This is a genomic window from Streptomyces sp. BK79, assembly GCF_044142145.1.
Lineage (GTDB): Bacteria > Actinomycetota > Actinomycetes > Streptomycetales > Streptomycetaceae > Streptomyces.
This window is the reverse complement of record NZ_JBHVOC010000003.1, coordinates 207,297-223,699: the sequence shown is the minus strand read 5'-3', so window position 1 is coordinate 223,699 and position 16,403 is coordinate 207,297. Positions and strand designations below refer to the sequence as shown.

Here is a 16,403-nt window from a genome sequence, read left to right as displayed (position 1 = left end):
CCCGCGCTACCGGGCGGGCCTGACCACCATCGCCGAGCCGCCGCCGCGCCGTACCTTCTCGGCGGCGGCGAGCCACCTGCCGTCCGGCAGCCGCTGCACGCCGGTCGCCGCGCCGATCTCGGGGTTCGCCTTGAAGGAGTGCCCGAGGGCCTCCAGTTCCCCGCGCAGGCCGCTGTCGTAGAGGCCGGGTTCCAGCTCGGTCTGCGCGGCGTTGCGCTGGCTGGCGCGCGGCGCGGCGATCGCGTCGACCAGCGGGAGTCCGCGGTCGAGGAAGCCGGTGAGGGTCTGCAGGACGGTGGTGATGATGGTGGCGCCGCCGGGCGAGCCGACCGCGACGACCGGCCTGCGGTGCTCGTCCAGGACGATGGTCGGCGCGATCGACGAACGCGGGCGCTTGCCGGGGCCGGGCAGGTTCGGGTCGTGGACGGCCGGGTTGGCGGGGGCGAAGGAGAAGTCGGTCAGCTCGTTGTTGAGCAGGAAGCCCCGGCCGGGCACGGTGATGCCGCTGCCGCCGGTCTGCTCGATGGTGAGGGTGTAGGCGACGACGTTCCCCCACTTGTCCGCCGTCGTGAGGTGCGTGGTGTTCTCGCCCTCGTACGTCGTCGGCGCCGCCGTGCCGCCGCCCGCGCAGGGCGCCGGGTCGCGGGGGTCGCCGGGAGCGAGGGGGCTGGTGAGCGCCGCGTCGTCCTTGATCAGGCACGCGCGCGAGTCGGCGTACCGCTGCGACAGGAGTTCCTTCGCCGGTACGTCCTCGAAGGCCGGGTCACCGACCCAGCGTCCCCGGTCGGCGAACGCGATGCGGCTCGCCTCGATGAAGCGGTGCAGGTAGCGGGCCTTGCTCGCCGTGGAGAGGTCGGTGCGCTCCAGGATGTTGAGGGCCTCGCCGACCGTGGTGCCGCCGGAGGAGGAGGGCGCGATGGAGTACACGCCGAGGCCACGGTACGAGGTCCGGGTGGGGGCCTGGAACTTGGCCTCGTAGGCGGCGAGGTCCTCGGCGGTCAGGTCGCCGGGGCGGGCGTTCCAGCCGGAGCCCGGATCGACGGGCGGCTCGTTGACGGTGTCGACGACGTCCTCGCCCAGCTCACCGTGGTACAGCGCGCCGACGCCCTCGCGGGCCAGCTCCTTGTAGGTGCGCGCGAGGTCCGGGTTCTTGAACGTGGAGCCCACGACCGGGAGTTCACCGCCGGGCAGGAACAGCTCGGCGGTGTCCGGGAAGTGGCGGAACCGCTGCTCGTTGGCGGCGGTCTGGGAGCGGAAGGTGTCGTCCACGGTGAAACCCTGGCGGGCCAGGCGCTCGGCGGGCTTCAGGACGGAGGAGAGCTTGCTGCTGCCCCACGCGTCGAGCGCGGCCCGCCAGGTGGCGGGCGTGCCCGGGGTGCCGACGGCGAGGCCGCTGCTGACGGCTTCGGCGAAGGCGATCGGCTTGCCGTTCTCGGTGAAGAGCTTCTCGTCGGCGCTCAGCGGCGCGGTCTCGCGGCCGTCGATGGTGCGTACGGTACGGGACTTGGCGTCGTAGTAGACGAAGTAGCCGCCCCCGCCGATGCCGGCGGAGTAGGGCTCGGTGACGCCGAGGGCGGCGGCGGTGGCGACGGCCGCGTCGACGGCGTTGCCGCCCTTGCGCAGCACCTCGATGCCGGCCGCGGAGGCGTCCGGGTCGACACTGGCGACCGCGCCGCCGTGCCCGACGGCGACCGGGGTCTTCGCGGTGGCGGGCCCGTGGTGTGCGGTGTCGGGCCCGCCGGGAGCCGTGGGCGGTGGCGCCGCCGCTCCCACCGACACCACGGCGGCCGAGACCGCCAGGACCGTCAGATTCCGTGCGACAGGGCGACGCATCCGCACCTCCAGGGAAAGGCCGTTCGGGCAGCTTAGTTGATCGTCATGGGCGCGTCAGGAGCACACGGGAAGCACGCGTGTCCCGGCCCGTCGGCACGGGTGTGCCGACGCCCGCCGGCATGCGCGCCCATGGCCGGCTCGCCCGTCCCTACCTCCAGCCGCCTCCCCGCTCGAAGGCCGGGTCGGCGGTGTGCGGGGCGAGCGCCATGCCGGCGGCGAGTGTCGTGCCGTCGGCCGGGTCGATCAGGAGGAAGGAACCGGTGCGGCGGGAGTCGGCGTAGGCGTCGAGGGCCAGCGGCTCGGCGGTGCGCAGCCGGACGCCGCCGATGTCGTTGGCGAGCAGCCGTCCGGGATCCGGGCGCTGGGACAGGTCGTCCGGTGCGAGGCAGGACGGGATCTCCTCGACCCTCGCCCGCACGGTCCGCGTCGTGTGCCGGACGAGGACCCGCTGCCCGACGGTGAGCGGAGTGTCGGCGACGTGGCAGACGGTCGCCCGGACGTCCCGGCGGGTGGCCGGCGCGGACGCGGAGGGGACGATCAGGTCGCCGCGCGCGATGTCGAGGTCGTCCGCGAGCAGGACGGTCACCGACTGCGGGGCGCGCGCCTCGTCGACCGGCGTGCCCAGCAGGTCGATCCCGGTCACGGTCGAGGTGCGGCCGGACGGGAGCACGGTCACCGGGTCGCCGGTCCGCAGGACGCCGGCCGCGAGCTGGCCCGCGTAGCCGCGGTAGTCGGGGTGGGCCGCCGTGCGGGGCCGGATCACGTACTGCACGGGGAAGCGCGCCGGGGCCTGTGCCGGATCGTGTCCGGCCGGGACGGTCTCCAGGTGTTCGAGGACGGTGGGGCCGTCGTACCAGCCCATGGCGGCGGAACGGCGCACGATGTTGTCGCCCTCCAGGGCGGAGATCGGGACGGCGGTGACCTCGGGCCCGCCCGACGCCCGCGCGAACGCCGTGAACTCCTCGGCGAGGGGGGCGAACACCGCTTCCGCGTAGCCGGCCAGGTCCATCTTGTTCACCGCCAGCACCACGTGCGGGACGCGGAGCAGCGCGGCGATCGCGAGGTGTCTGCGGGTCTGCGCGACCACCCCCTTGCGGGCGTCGACCAGGACGACGACGAGGTCCGCGGTGGAGGTGCCGGTGACCATGTTGCGGGTGTACTGCACATGGCCGGGTGTGTCGGCGAGGATGAACCGGCGCCGGGGCGTGGCGAAGTAGCGGTAGGCGACGTCGATGGTGATGCCCTGTTCGCGTTCCGCCCGCAGTCCGTCCGTCAGCAGCGCCAGATCGGGTGCCGCCGTGCGCGAGGCCCGGGTCACCGCCTCCCACTGGTCGGCCAGGACGGACTTGGAGTCGTACAGCAGGCGCCCCACCAGCGTGGACTTGCCGTCGTCCACGGAGCCGGCCGTCGCGAAGCGCAGGGTGTCCACGTCCGGCGGTGTGTGCACGGTGCTCATCAGAAGTACCCCTCGCGCTTGCGGTCCTCCATGGCGGACTCGGAGAGCCTGTCGTCGGCGCGGGTCGCGCCGCGCTCGGTGATCCGGGACCGGGAGATCTCGGCGATGACCTCCTGGACGTCGCCGGCCCGGGAGTCGACGGCGCCCGTGCAGGACATGTCGCCGACCGTGCGGTAGCGGATCCGGCGGGCCGTCACCGGTTCGTCCGCGGTGGGACCGCCCCACGCTCCCTCCGTCAGCCACATGCCGGCACGGGAGAAGACCTTCCGGCTGTGGGAGAAGTAGATCTCCGGCAGCGCGATGCCCTCGCGCGCGATGTACTGCCACACGTCCAGCTCGGTCCAGTTGGAGAGCGGGAAGACGCGGACGTGCTCGCCGGGCGCGTGTCGGCCGTTGTACAGGTTCCACAGCTCGGGGCGCTGGCGGCGCGGGTCCCACTGGGAGAACTCGTCGCGCAGCGAGAACACCCGCTCCTTGGCCCGGGCCTTCTCCTCGTCCCGGCGCGCGCCGCCGAACACCGCGTCGAACCGCTCGGCGCGGATCGTCTCCGTCAGCGGGAGGGTCTGCAGCGGGTTGCGGGTGCCGTCGGGGCGTTCACGCAGCAGCCCGCGGTCTATCCAGTCCTGGACCCGGGCCACGTGCAGGACCAGGCCGTGCTCTGCCGCCACCCGGTCCCGGAAGGCGATGACCTCGGGGAAGTTGTGTCCGGTGTCCACGTGCAGCAGGGGCATGGGGACGGGGGCCGGGGCGAACGCCTTGAGCGCCAGGTGCACCACGACCATGGAGTCCTTGCCCCCGGAGAAGAGGATCACGGGCCGGTCGAACTCGCCCGCCACCTCCCGCAGGATGTGCACGGCCTCGGACTCCAGCCAGTCCAGGTGGGAGAGCGTGTACGGACGTGGCGTCGCCCGCCGCGGGCGCGGGGCCGTCATGCCAGCCCCCGTTCGGCGAACAGCCGGTGCACGGCGGCCGCGGACTCCTGGACGGACTGGGTGTGGGTGCGCACGCGCAGATCGGGGGAGCCGGGTGCCTCGTAGGGGTCGTCGACGCCGGTCAGTCCGCTGATCTCGCCCGCCGCCCGGCGGGCGTACAGACCCTTCACGTCGCGTGCCGCGCACACCTCCACGGGGGCGGCCACATGGATCTCCAGGTAGGAGGTGTTGGTGGCGCGGTGGCGTTCGCGGACGGCGGCGCGGCTGTCGGCGTACGGGGCGATGACGGGGACGAGGGCCAGGACGCCGTTGCGCGCGAGCACCTCGGCCATCACGCCGATGCGCTGGACGTTGGTGTCCCGGTCGGCGCGGCTGAAGCCCAGGTCCGGTGAGAGGACCCGGCGGAGCCGGTCGCCGTCGAGCACCTCCACCCGCCGGGCCCTCGCGCGCAGCAGCGCGGCCAGCTCACGGGCGAGGGTGCTCTTGCCGGAGCTGGGCAGACCGGTCAGCCACACCGTGGCGCCGGGCCGGCACGAGCAGACCGGGCCGGTCGCCGCGCCGCCCTGTCCGCCGGTCCGCGTCGTCATGACCGGCCCTCCCGGCGGTCGTCCTGGCCGCTCTGTTGCCGGGCCCTGCGGGTCAGTTCGTCGCGGACGGCCTCCGCGTCGGCGGTCACGGAGCGCTCGGAGGCCACGTGGCGTCCGGCGAGCCACAGGTCGACGTCGACCGTGCGGGGCGCGGTGAGGGTGGCGAGGAGCACGGAGTCCGCGAGGGCGCGGGACAGGGCGGCCGCGGACAGGTCGGGGGCGACGGCTTCCAGGGTCAGGCCGTGGAAGCGGCTGGGGGCCTCGCGGGTGACGTTGAGCATGCCGCGGGTGTCGAGGAGCCCCGCGGCCCGCAGCCGTACGGCGTCGGCGGGCAGGAGGGCGGTCAGTTCGGCGCAGAGCGCGGCGAGCAGGATCTCCTGCGAGTTCGGGGCCCGGTCGATGCCCAGCATCTGTTTGGCCTGGTCCACTCCCCAGGGACCCGACCGGGCGTGCGCGCCGGCCTCGCCGACGGTGCTGACGTAGCGGCCCTCGGATCCGTACTCCCAGGTCACGGTGGCCTCGACGGTGGTGCGCCGGTCGGGTGCCGGGGGTGGCGGCGCCGCGGGCGCGGGGAGGGCGAGGGGGGTGGTCCGGCCGTCGGGGCCGAGGAGGACGGCGGTGTCGGGCGGGGCCTCGTCGAGGACGACCCGGTGGTTCGGGCTGAAGGCGGTCACCAGGCGGTTGATGGAGCGGGCGGTGTCGGGGTCCGCCTCGCAGTCGACGTCGCACCGCCAGGCGATGTCGTCGAGCGGTCGGCCGGGGACGGGCCGGCCTGCCGCGTCGAGCGCGAGGCCGGCGCGGGCGGTGACGGACATCGCGTCGATCGTGACGCCGCGCGCGGTGTAGCCGTTGACGGAGGTCACCAGGACGCAGGCGGCGACGGCGGCGAGCGCCGACTCGTACGGGGTGGGCAGGGGGCTCGCGGTGTCGTCGGCGGGGAGGGTGGTGCGGTGTCCGAGCCGGAAGTCGCGGGCCACCCGTACGGTGCCGTTGCGGGCGGTGAGGGTGCGGGAGGTGACGGTTCCCGGGGCCCGGGCCCCGGCGGGTGAGCCCACCGCGAAGCGTGCGACGGCTTCCTCGGGGATCTCCCGGATCTCGTGCACCATCTCCGACACTCCGGAGACGTTCAGTCCGTTGCGCATGCTGCTGGGTCCTTTCCCTGGCGGGTCGCGCGTGTCTGCGGCCGGGTCACAGGCCGCCGAGCGCCTGGTCGAGGTCGTCGACGAGGTCCTCGGCGTCCTCGATCCCGGCCGAGAACCGCACCAGCCCCGGGGCGATGCCGACCTCGGCCCGCTGGCGGGTGGTCAGGAAGCTGTGGGAGGTGTTGAAGGGCAGACTGACCAGGGACTCCACTCCGCCGAGGCTGGTGGCGACCACGGGCAGGCGCAGCCGGTCGAGGAGCTTGAGCGCGGCCTCGTCGCCGCCGTGGAGCTCGAAGGAGACCATGCCGCCGAAGCCGTCGGGCGCCATCTCGCGCAGCCACGGGTAGGGGTAGTCGGGCAGGGAGGGGTGGTGCACCCCGCGGACCGCGGGGTGCCCGGCGAGGAACGCGGCGAGGACCGTGGAGGTCTCACTGTGCCGGCGCATCCTGAGGGCCAGGGTCTTGAGTCCGCGTTCCAGCAGGTAGCACATCATCGCGTCGAGCGAGCCGCCGAACTTCAGCATCTGGGCCCAGATCCGGTCGACGTACTTGCGGGGTCCGGCGACGACGCCGGCCGTCACGTCGCTGTGCCCGTTGAGGTACTTGGTGGCGCTGTGCACGACGAGGTGCGCGCCGTGTTCCAGGGCGCGCAGGCACACCGGTGGGAGGAAGGTCCCGTCGACGACCAGCAGGATGTCCCTGTCCCGCGCGAACCGGCCGAGTTCGGTGAGCGGGGCGGCCTTCAGGAGCGGGTTGGTCAGGGTCTCGAAGAACAGCACCTGGGTGTCGTCCCGCACGGCGGCGCGGATGGCGTCCATGTCGACCGGGTCGGTGAAGGTGACCTCGCGGCCGAGCTGGTGCATGTCCTCACGCAGCAGGTTGAAGGTGCCGCCGTAGACGTCGCGGGAGGAGACGATGTGCCCGCCCCGGTTGGTGAGGGCCAGCAGCGTCGTGGTGATGGCGGCCATGCCGGAGGAGAACAGCAGGGCGCTCTCCGCGTTCTCCAGCGCGGCGATCTTCTCCTGCACGGCCCACTGGTTGGGGCTGCCGTAGCGTCCGTAGATCGGCACGTCCCTGATGTGGCCCTGGTCGAAGGCCTGGTAGGTGTCCTCGCTGAAGGTGAACGTGCTGGTCTGGAAGACCGGGGTGCCGACGGCGCCGGTGACCGGGTCCTCGTAGGTGCCGGCGTGGACGCTGCGGGTGCTGGGGCCGGTGCCGTCCACGACCCGCTGCTGGGGCAGCCGGGGGCCCGGCACCCGTCCGCGGCCGAGGGCGTTCATCCAGGGGCGGTCCTGACCGGCTCCGGAAGGTGAGCCCTGGGATCGGGTCATCGGTGTCCTACCTTTCGACGGTGTGGCTGCGGACGTCGCGCAGGGCGAGGGGGGCGAGGCTGACGGCCAGTTGGGCCAGCCCGGCGGCGAGCAGGGTGGTGCGCGTGCCGGCCTGGGCGGCCACCGGTCCGGCGAGCATCAGCCCGACGGGCTGGGCGGCGTAGGAGCCGAACCATTCGTAGGCGCTGACCCGGGACAGCGCGGAAGCGGGGACGCCCGCCTGGAGGGTGGTCTCCCACAGCGGGTTGAACAGCATGAGGCCGGCGCCGCCGACGAAGGCCGCCGCCGCGGCGGACGCGGCGTCGGAGACCTGGGACAGGACCAGGGGCGGCGCGGCGAACAGGGCGGTGGCCAGGAGGCCGAGGCGCAGCGTGTGGCGCGGGCGCAGCCACAGGGCGCCGGCGCCGCCGAGGACGGCTCCGGTTCCGAAGGCGGTGAGGATCAGACCCCAGACGCCGCGTCCGCCGAGTTCGCGTTCGCTGAGGACGGGGCCGAGGACGGTGAAGACGGCGTACAGCATGTTGCTCAGGGAGGCGGTGACGATGACCGACCAGATCCACGTGCGGGAGGTGAACTCGCGCCAGCCGTCGCGCAGTTCCCGGAGCATGCGCCCGCCGCGGCCGGCGGGGACGGTGGCCTCGCCGGCCACGTCCAGGCGGGCCAGGCAGAAGGCGCTGACGGCGTAGGTCGCGGCGTCGGCGGCGATGGCCCAGCCCGTGCCGACGGTGAGGACGAGCAGGGTGGCCAGCAGAGGTCCCGCGATCATGGCGGCCGAATGGGACATGCCGCGCAGGGCGTTGGCGGCCTGCCGCTGGGACGGCGGGACGCACTCCTGCACGAGCCCGGTCACGGCCGGCGTGAACAGCGCGCCGGCGGTGCCGTGCACGGCCTGCAGGGCCGCCAGATGCCACAGGGAGGCGTCGCCGCCGAGCACCAGGACGGCGGTGACGCCCTGGCTCAGGAGCCGGGCCAGGTCGCCGGCGAGCATCACCTTGCGGCGGGGCAGCCGGTCGGCGAGCACTCCCCCGAGGAGCATGAACATGGTGAGGGGCACCACGCGGGCGGCGAGGATCAGCCCGAGGCCGGCGGCCGAGCCGCCGAGGTCCAGAACCGCGAAGGCGAGCGCGGGCGCGACGAGGAAGTCGCCGAGCGACGAGCCGGCCTGGGCGACGAAGAGCAGCCGGAAGGGGCGCCGGCGCAGCACGTCGAGGGCGCCGGTGCGGGCGGCGGTGCCGCTCAACTCCCGCGCCGCGGGGCGGACCCCGCCGGCGGTGCCGGTATCGCGTCCTGGGCGTTGAGTACCTGCCATATGCCGATGTGCCGTTCCTCGTCGTGTTCGTACACCGTGACCGTGCGGATCTGCGGGGTGAGGGCGCAGATGTGCGGCGGGACGAGCCGGGTGCCCGGCGGTGCCGTGCCGGCGAGCCGCCGGTGGTCGGCGGCGCGCTGCCACGGGTAGGGGTGCTGGTCGAGCACACGGTCCGCCGCCTCCCGGTCCGTCGCGACGACGGTCACGGCCACGTCCTGCGGGGTGCAGGCGCCGGCCGCGAGCATGCCCCCGTCGTACAGGGCGTACGCCCCCGAGCAGATCTCGGTGACGCCGGGTTCGGTGAGGGCCCCCTCGGCGGTGGGAGTGCCTCCGACGGCGACGTCCGGGCAAGGCAGGCCCGCCCTTCGCAGCAGTGCGGCGGTCCGTACGGCGTAGGCGGCCGTCGCGCGGCCGACCGCGGCCGGGTCCTCGGCGTCGGCGGCGGTGAGCAGCGCCTGGTAGGCGGTGACGCCGTCGAGGCGCAGCGAGGAGCGGGCGGCCGCCGCCCGGGCCACGGCGAGGATCCGGTCGTCGGGTGTGGCGGTGGCGTCGAGGCCGGTGCCGAGCTGCACCCGGACGCCGACGGTGACACCGAGCCGGTCGGCGGCGTCGGCGATCCCCGCGACGGCCGCCTCGCTGTCGACGTGCGCGGACACCCGGCAGTGGCGGGCCAGTTCGGCGGTCTCGCGCCACCTGAACGGTTCGGGCCACGGGTGGGCGATCACCACCTCGCGGATGCCGGCCGCGACGTACTGGCGGGCCTGTGCGAGCTGCGTGACCGCGACGCCCACGGCGCCCGCCGCGCACTGGCGCAGCGCGAGTTCGGCGGTGCGGTGTCCCTTGACGTGGGCGCGGACCCGGACGCCGTGCCGGGCCGCCCGGGTGTGCAGCCGGCGCAGGTTCCGGTCGACGCGGGCGAGGTCGATCAAAACCTGGACGGGGCTGTCGTCGGGGGTGCGGTTCACTCCAGGCCGTCCCAGGCGTCGCGAGGGTAGGAGAAGCCCGTGGGGCCACCGTCGAGCATCGCGGTCTGCCGTTCGGCCTCCTGGGGGTCGGGGACGCCGAAGCCGCTGACACCGAGGGGGATCTCGCTGTTCCAGTGCAGGTCCAGTTCGCGTTCCACGGTCTCGTCGCGGATCGCGGCGGTGAAGAAGACCCCCAGGTCCAGTGCCGTGCCGGCGAGGTAGGCCGTCTGGCTGAGGTGGCCGAGGTCGGCGAAGAGCGCGCGGTAGGTCCTGCCCATCGGGTACTTCCACGCCGAGCGCTCCAGGACCGCCGTGTACAGGAACAGCACGGGGGCGCGGGCGGTGAAGCTCTGGTCGCCGCACCAGTGCAGGATCTCCTCGTCGGCCGGCGGTTCCTCGCGCAGGGGCTCCAGGGCGTGGATGTCCGGGGCGTAGTGGTAGAGGCCCGGAGGTATGCCGACGGCCGAGCGGATCACCGGGTAGATCTCGACGGGGTGGCGGGATCCGCCGGAGGGGCTCGCCTTCAGCAGGGAGACGCCGAAGCCGGGCAGGTCCACGCGGTGCTGGACCCCGCCCGTCCAGTGGAGCAGGGTGCTCAGCCGCCGGACGCTCAGCGGGTGGCCGGCCGCGAAGCGCCGGGTGGTGCGCCGGCGCCGCAGCGCCCGGCCGAGTTCCAGGGTCAGCGGGTCCGGGGCGGGGAGGGCGACCGGTTCGGTGTCGTAGCGCTTGAACGGCTGGGGCTGGGGCTCCCGTTCGCCCTTCTCGCGGAGCCGGGCGGTGTCCTCGGCCGCGGAGACGAAGCGCTCGTCGTCGTGAGTGCGGGTGGCCAGGTGGAAGTAGGTGACGGCGGTGCCCCAGGTGCGCCAGGGGCCGAGGGTCTCCTCGCGCCGGTGCTCGGGCGAGCCCTCCTCGATCAGCAGGCCGGCTTCCAGGAGCTGCTTGACCACGAGGGTGTCGGCCTCCTGGGGCTCCTGCCACGCCGTGTACCGAGGCAGCAGGGCCCACACCGCGGGTCGCAGGGCGAACTGGCGGTGGTCCACCGGATCGTCGCAGACGAGCTGCCCGTTCCTGCACGTGAAGATCAACAGGCGCGAGACGCGTACCCGCATCGGTTCGGCCTCCTCGGCGATGAGTGGTCCGCCGCCCGGGCGGGCCCGGGCGGCGGCCGTGCGCTCAGGCGCAGGTGGGGATCAGACAGTGCTGCGCGGCCTCGTACTCGTCCTCGACGAGGATCTCGAATGCGAGGTCCTGCGTTTCGGTGTGCTGCATATTCACTCCTCAGATAAGTACCCTCAACGGGTGACGGACCGAATTGCCCAGTCATCTAAACACGGCACCCATCGGCGTTCAAGAAGGAATACGTGACGGTTTTCCAGCCCTTTTCCATCCCTTTTCGAGGCAGCAGGAAATGCGTCGGCACGCTCCGCGGCAACGGAACGCGCGACGCTTGTTCCCTAGCTCTGAAGTGCGCTTTACGACTCCGTACCACGCCCTTCCCGACTTCCGGCGGAGACTCGGGGAATTCTCCCTATAGGAGTTCTGGTCCGCGTGACGGGATTGGCCCCGCGCACCACTTCGACGAATTCATTGAGGGTGGGGTGGGAGAATACCGACTCGATCTCCAGGTCGACCGAGAGCTGCCGCCCCACCTTGTCGATCATGCGCAGGGCGAGCAGCGAATGGCCGCCCAGCAGGAAGAAGTTGTCCTGCCAGGACACGCCCTCGTGTTCGAGGAGGTCCGACCAGACCGCGCGGACGGCCGCGACCACCGGGTCCTTGAGCAGTTCGGCGCTGACCTCGCCCGCCGGCGCCGCGGGCCGGTAGTCGAGCGCGCCGTAGTCGATCTTCCCGCTGCTCAGCAGCGGCAGGTCCGCGCGGCGCACGAAGACCGTGGGGATCATGTGCCGGGGCAGCCGCTCGGCGAGGGCCCGCCCGATGTGTTCGTACTCGCCGGCCACGAGCTGACGCGGTTCCCCCTCCCCCGCCATGACCAGGTGGCCGACCAGCGACATGCCCTGCCGGGTGCGGTGCACCTTGGCCACCGCGTCCAGCACCTCCGGGATCTCGCGCAGTGCCTGCTCCACCTCACCCGGTTCGATGCGCAGCCCGCGCATCTTGAGCTGCCGGTCGACGCGGCCCATGTACTCGAGATCGCCGTCGCCGGCGAACCGCACGAGGTCCCCGGTGCGGTACAGGCGCGCCCCCGGCTCGCCGAAGGGGTCGGGGACGAAGGCCTCGGCGGTGCGACCGGGGTTGCCGAGGTAGCCGCGCCCGACGCCCATCCCGCCGACCCACAGAGCGCCCACCATCCCGCGGGGCACCGGCCGCATCCCGGCGTCGAGGACGTGGACGGTCATGTTGGCCAGCGGCCTGCCGATCGGCACCGGCCGGGACCGGTCGGCGTCCTCGGTCACCCGGTGGATGGTGACGTCGTCGGCGCATTCCGTCGGCCCGTAGGCGTTGTACAGCTCGACCCCGGGACACTGGGCGAACCATTCCCGCGCGGTGTCCCAGCTCAGGGCGTCGCCGCCGGAGATCATCGCCCGCAGGGCGTGCGGCCGCCGCCCGATGCCGGCCTCCAGCAGGGTGGCCACCATGACGGGAACGACCTCCATCAGCGTCGTGCCGCTGTCGACGACGTCGTCCAGGATCTTCGACGGCGACATGACCCGCGTGTCGTCGACGATCCTCAGCCGTCCGCCCACCATCAGCGGCGCGAGGAACTGCCACAGCGAGATGTCGAAGGTGGCGGGTGCCGTCTGGCCGACGCAGTCCGCCGGTCCGACGCCGAAGTGCTCGATCATCTGCCACTGGTGGTTCGTCAGCCCGCCCATCGTGACCGTCGCGGCCTTGGGCACACCGGTGGAACCCGAGGTGTGGATGATGTACGCGCTGCCGTGCATCGGCGTCGGGCAGTGCGGGTTCTCCTCGACGTGGCCGACGGTGACCTCGTCGATGTCGAACAGGTGCGGGCGGGCGAGGCCTGCCCGGTCGGCGAGCGCCCGCTCGAACAGGTCCCGTCCCGCGCGGTCGGCGATCACCCCGCGCGCGCCGAGGGTGGCCGCCATGTCCGCCACCCGCCGCGGGGCCTCGGCCGGACCGACCGGCACGTAGCAGGCACCCGCCTTGTGAATGCCGAGCAGCGCCGCGAGGAAACCGGCCGTGCGGGCGGCGCACACGACGACCTGGGTCTCCGGGCCGACGCCGGCCGCGCTCAGGCGGCGCGCCACGTGGTTGGCCCGACCGTTGAGTTCGCCGTAGGTGAGCCGTTCGGTGCCGTCGTCCACCGCCTCGGCCCCGGGGGTGAGGGCCGCCTGACGTTCGAAGACGGCCAGGTAGTGCTCCTCGCGGGGGACGCGCGGTCCCTGTCCGGTCCGCAGCAGGTCCCGCGCACCGTCGGCGTCCACCAGGGGCAGCCCGGCCACGTCGGCGTCCGGGTCGGCGGCGACGGCGTACAGCAGCGTCCGGTAGGCGTCGGCGATCATGCGGGCCTGCTCCCGCCCCAGCAGGGCGGTGTCGTACTGCAGCCCGAAACGCAGTCCGTCCGGCAGTTCCACGACGTTGAGCGCGATGTCCGACTGCGCGGTGGGGTCCTCGACGGGGAAGCCGCGCAGCACGGCCCCGTCCAGGTCCAGTTCGGCGGCCGGGTCGCCGAGAACCGCTCCGGCCACGGCACGGCCGCCGGGCAGGGCGCCGGAGTAGTGGCTGAACATGGCCTGGAAGACGGGCGGCGCACCGGAGCCCCGGTCGGGGTTGAGGCGGCGGGTCAGCACCGGGAAGGGAAGCTCCTGGTGGTCCAGCGCGTCCAGCATGTCGCCGTGGGTCCGCGCCGCGAACTTCGTGAAGCCGGTGCCCCGGCCGAGGCGCGAGCGGATCGGCAGGACGTTGACCAGGTAGCCCACGTGGGCGGCGAGTTCGGGCCGGGTGCGGCCCGCCACGGGGACGCCGACGACCAGGTCGGGCTGTCCGGTCACGCGGTGGAGCAGCACCTGGAACGTGGCGAGCAGGACGTTGTGCAGCGTGTGTCCCTCGCGCCGGGCGACGCGCCGCAGGTCCCGCAGCAGGGCGGCGTCCCCCTCGAAGGCGGCCGTCGCGCCGGCGTGGCCCCGGTGCCGGCCGGCGCCGGGGAGTTCCAGGACGGGCAGCTCTCCCCCGAGCCGCTCGGTCCAGAAGGCGGTGAGTTCGTCCTCCCGCTCGGCCGGCATCGCCCGCTCCCACCGGGCCGGGGCCAGGACGGGTGGCCGTTCCCCCGTGGGGCCGTTCGCGGCGTAGGCCCGTCGCAGGTCGGCGACGACGAGTGCCAGTGAGGTGAGGTCGCAGACGATGTGGTGCAGGGAGAGCACGAGCACCCGGCCGTCCTCGCGGCGGACGATCGCCGCCCGGATCAGCCGGTCCCGCTCCAGGTCGAAGGGGCGGGTGGCGAGTTCCCGGATCCGGTCCCGCACCGCGTCGTCCGGCCAGGTCCGCGCGTCCACCCGCTCGGGACGCACCTCGGCCTCGGGCGCGACGTGTGCGCGCGGTTCGCCGTCGTGCGTGCTCAGGACCAGCCGCAGCGACGCGTGCCGGGCCACCACCTCGGTCAGTGCGGCGCACAGCCGTTCCTCGTCGACGTCGCCGGTCAGGCCGAAGGCCCGGGTGACGTTGTAGGCGTAGCTGTCGGGCGAGGTCCGCTGCAGGAACCACAGGGCGCGCTGGGTCTCCGTCAGCGGGTACTCCACGGCCTCGCCGGCCGGGTCAGGCCCGGCGTCGGGGACCGGGGCGCCCGTCTCCGGTGCCGCCTGTGCCGCGTCCGCCTGGTCGAGCGCGGTACCGGCCAGTTCGGTGAGGGAGCCGGCCCGGAGCACGAGGCTCGGCCTCAGGCGGGTGCCGAGCAGGGCCTCCATCTCGTGCTGCAGCGTGACGGCTCCGAGGGAGTCGAGGCCCAGTGAGGTCGGGGAGGCGGAACCGTCCGGCGGTCCGTCCTCGCCGAGGCGTTGCCCGAGGCAGCGGCACAGGGCGTCGGTGAGCAGGTCCCGGCGCCGCGTGCCGGTCGCCTCCCGCAGGCTCCGGGCGCTCACCAGATCGGCCAGCCGCGCCGGTCCGGCGGCGCCCTCGCGGGCCGTCCACGACCACAGCACGGGCAGGTCGCCGGAGAGGTGCAGCGCGCGGGTGTCCTGGCGGCGGACCTTGCCGCTCGACGTCTTGGGGATCGCCCCCGGCGGCAGCAGCGCGATGGTGCGGGCGGCCACGCCGTAGCGGCGCGAGAGCGCGTCGGTGATGCCCCGCGCGAGGACCGGGTACCGCTCCTCCGGGACGCCGGTGCGCACCTCCTGGCAGACGACGATCTCCTCCTCGCCGTCCGTGTCCACGCCGAAGACGGCTCCGCAGCCGGGGCGCAGCGACGGACTGCTCGCGGCGACGTCGATCTCCAGGTCCTCGGGGTGCAGGTTCCGGCCCCGGTGGATGACGAGGTCCTTCATCCGTCCGGTGACGTACAGCCGTCCGGCGTGGACGAACCCGAGGTCGCCGGTGCGGACGTGGGCGAGTGCCGGAGCGTCGGACGGCGCGACGCCGAAGACGGGGCGGCTTGGGTCGCCGCCGCCCCAGTAGCCCGCGCCGTTGCTGTCGCTGTGCACCCAGATCTCGCCGACGTGCCCCTCGGGCAGCGTCCGTCGTCCGGCGGGGTCGACGATGCGCACGGCGGCGTGGTCGAGCAGCCGGTAGGCCACGAGTTCGCGCGACGTCCGCCCGCCGCCGGGCGTGTGGCCGGGCGCGTCCCCGTCGTGTTCCCGTGCGCGGCCCTGTTCCAGGGAGGGGACGGAGAAGTCGCCGCTCTCGCAGGCGGCGTCGGCGTCGGCACTCGCCACGAGCAGGGTGACCTCGGCCAGGCCGTAGCAGGGCGTGTGGGCCGTGGGGCGGAAGCCGGTGCCGGCGAAGGCCTCGCTGAACGCGCGCAGGCCGGCCGGTGACACCGGCGCGGCGCCGTTGAAGGCGAGCCGCCACGAGCCGAGGTCGAGGCCCGCCTTCTCCTCGTCGGTGACCTTGCGGACGCACAGGTCGTAGGCGAAGTTCGGGCCGCCGCTGATCTCGGCGCGCTCCCGGGAGATCTCCTCCAGCCAGGAGGCGGGGCGTCGCAGGAAGGAGAGGGGGTCGAGGATGACGGCGCGGGCGCCGGTGTACAGCGGTTGCAGCAGGCCGCCGATGAGTCCCATGTCGTGGTGCAGCGGCAGCCAGCTCACGCTGGTCGAGCCGGGCGTGACCTTGAAGGTCCGCTGGATCGCGGCCTCGTTGTGCAGCAGGGCGCCGTGCGGGACGACGACGCCGCGCGGTGCCTTCGTCGAACCGGAGGTGTACTGGAGGAACGCGGTGTCGTCCGCCGTGATGGGCACGGGCCGCCAGTCGTCGGCCTCGGCGGGTTCGACCAGGTCGACGTCGATCCAGGCGGCCGAGGCCCCGAGCCGCCGCACGACGGGGGCGTCGCCCAGGAACCCGCGGACGAGGGACGTGGTCAGCACAGCGGCGGGAGCACAGTCCTCGGCGACGTTCAGCACCCGCTGGGTGGAGGACTCGTCGACCGGGACGGGCAGCGGCACGGCGACGACGCCCGCCGCCAGGCACCCGAGGAACGCCGCGGCGAACTCGGGCACGGTGGGCATGACGATCAGGGCCCGGTCACCGGGGCGCAGCCGCCGTCGCAGCGTGCCGGCCACCGCGCGGGTACGGAGATCCACCTCCGCGTACGTCAGGTCGGTCCGCGGGGTACCGAGCGTCGTGGCGGCGAAGGTCAGCGCGTTGCGTCCGCCGTGCTGTTCGGCGTGGCCGCGCACCAGCGCGGGAAGATCAGTGAACACGTGCAACCTCGCTCCGTCC

At 73.8% G+C, this 16,403-nt stretch carries 10 protein-coding genes; all 10 read right to left on the bottom strand.

The features are described from left to right. Positions 1-6 precede the first annotated feature (6 nt). The 10 genes from ggt to ACFIF2_RS04790 all read right to left on the bottom strand — a co-directional run bounded on the left by ggt (position 7) and on the right by ACFIF2_RS04790 (position 16,384). On the bottom strand, positions 7-1,833 hold the full coding sequence (ggt, locus tag ACFIF2_RS04835) for a gamma-glutamyltransferase (protein WP_395571218.1): 1,827 nt from the start codon (positions 1,831-1,833) through the stop codon (positions 7-9). Positions 1,834-1,981: 148 nt separating this feature from the next. After that, positions 1,982-3,289, bottom strand: coding sequence for a sulfate adenylyltransferase subunit 1 (locus tag ACFIF2_RS04830; protein ID WP_395571217.1), 1,308 nt, complete (start codon positions 3,287-3,289; stop codon positions 1,982-1,984). Continuing rightward, positions 3,289-4,221 carry a sulfate adenylyltransferase subunit CysD gene (gene cysD / locus ACFIF2_RS04825; protein WP_395571216.1) on the bottom strand — a complete coding sequence of 311 codons (933 nt, stop codon included), beginning with the start codon at positions 4,219-4,221 and terminating at the stop codon, positions 3,289-3,291. Before cysD ends, ACFIF2_RS04830 begins: the two co-directional genes overlap by 1 nt. Next, entirely contained in the window at positions 4,218-4,808 is a 591-nt protein-coding gene (gene cysC, locus ACFIF2_RS04820) for an adenylyl-sulfate kinase (RefSeq protein WP_395571215.1), read from the bottom strand. The genes cysD and cysC overlap by 4 nt, the downstream gene beginning before the upstream one ends. After that, complete coding sequence (locus ACFIF2_RS04815) at positions 4,805-5,950, bottom strand: OsmC family peroxiredoxin (RefSeq protein ID WP_395571214.1); 1,146 nt, start codon at positions 5,948-5,950, stop codon at positions 4,805-4,807. Before ACFIF2_RS04815 ends, cysC begins: the two co-directional genes overlap by 4 nt. A 46-nt stretch (positions 5,951-5,996) precedes the next feature. Further along, positions 5,997-7,280, bottom strand: a complete 1,284-nt coding sequence (locus tag ACFIF2_RS04810) for a trans-sulfuration enzyme family protein (RefSeq protein WP_395571213.1) — start codon at positions 7,278-7,280, stop codon at positions 5,997-5,999. 7 nt (positions 7,281-7,287) lie between these two features. After that, positions 7,288-8,520, bottom strand: a complete 1,233-nt coding sequence (locus ACFIF2_RS04805) for an MFS transporter (RefSeq protein WP_395571212.1) — start codon at positions 8,518-8,520, stop codon at positions 7,288-7,290. Then, positions 8,517-9,554 carry an alanine racemase gene (locus ACFIF2_RS04800; protein ID WP_395571211.1) on the bottom strand — a complete coding sequence of 346 codons (1,038 nt, stop codon included), beginning with the start codon at positions 9,552-9,554 and terminating at the stop codon, positions 8,517-8,519. The genes ACFIF2_RS04805 and ACFIF2_RS04800 overlap by 4 nt, the downstream gene beginning before the upstream one ends. Further along, on the bottom strand, positions 9,551-10,663 hold the full coding sequence (locus ACFIF2_RS04795) for a SagB family peptide dehydrogenase (protein ID WP_395571210.1): 1,113 nt from the start codon (positions 10,661-10,663) through the stop codon (positions 9,551-9,553). Before ACFIF2_RS04795 ends, ACFIF2_RS04800 begins: the two co-directional genes overlap by 4 nt. A 363-nt stretch (positions 10,664-11,026) precedes the next feature. Next, positions 11,027-16,384: an amino acid adenylation domain-containing protein gene (locus ACFIF2_RS04790; protein WP_395571209.1), complete on the bottom strand. Its 5,358-nt coding sequence runs from the start codon at positions 16,382-16,384 to the stop codon at positions 11,027-11,029. Positions 16,385-16,403 lie beyond the last annotated feature (19 nt).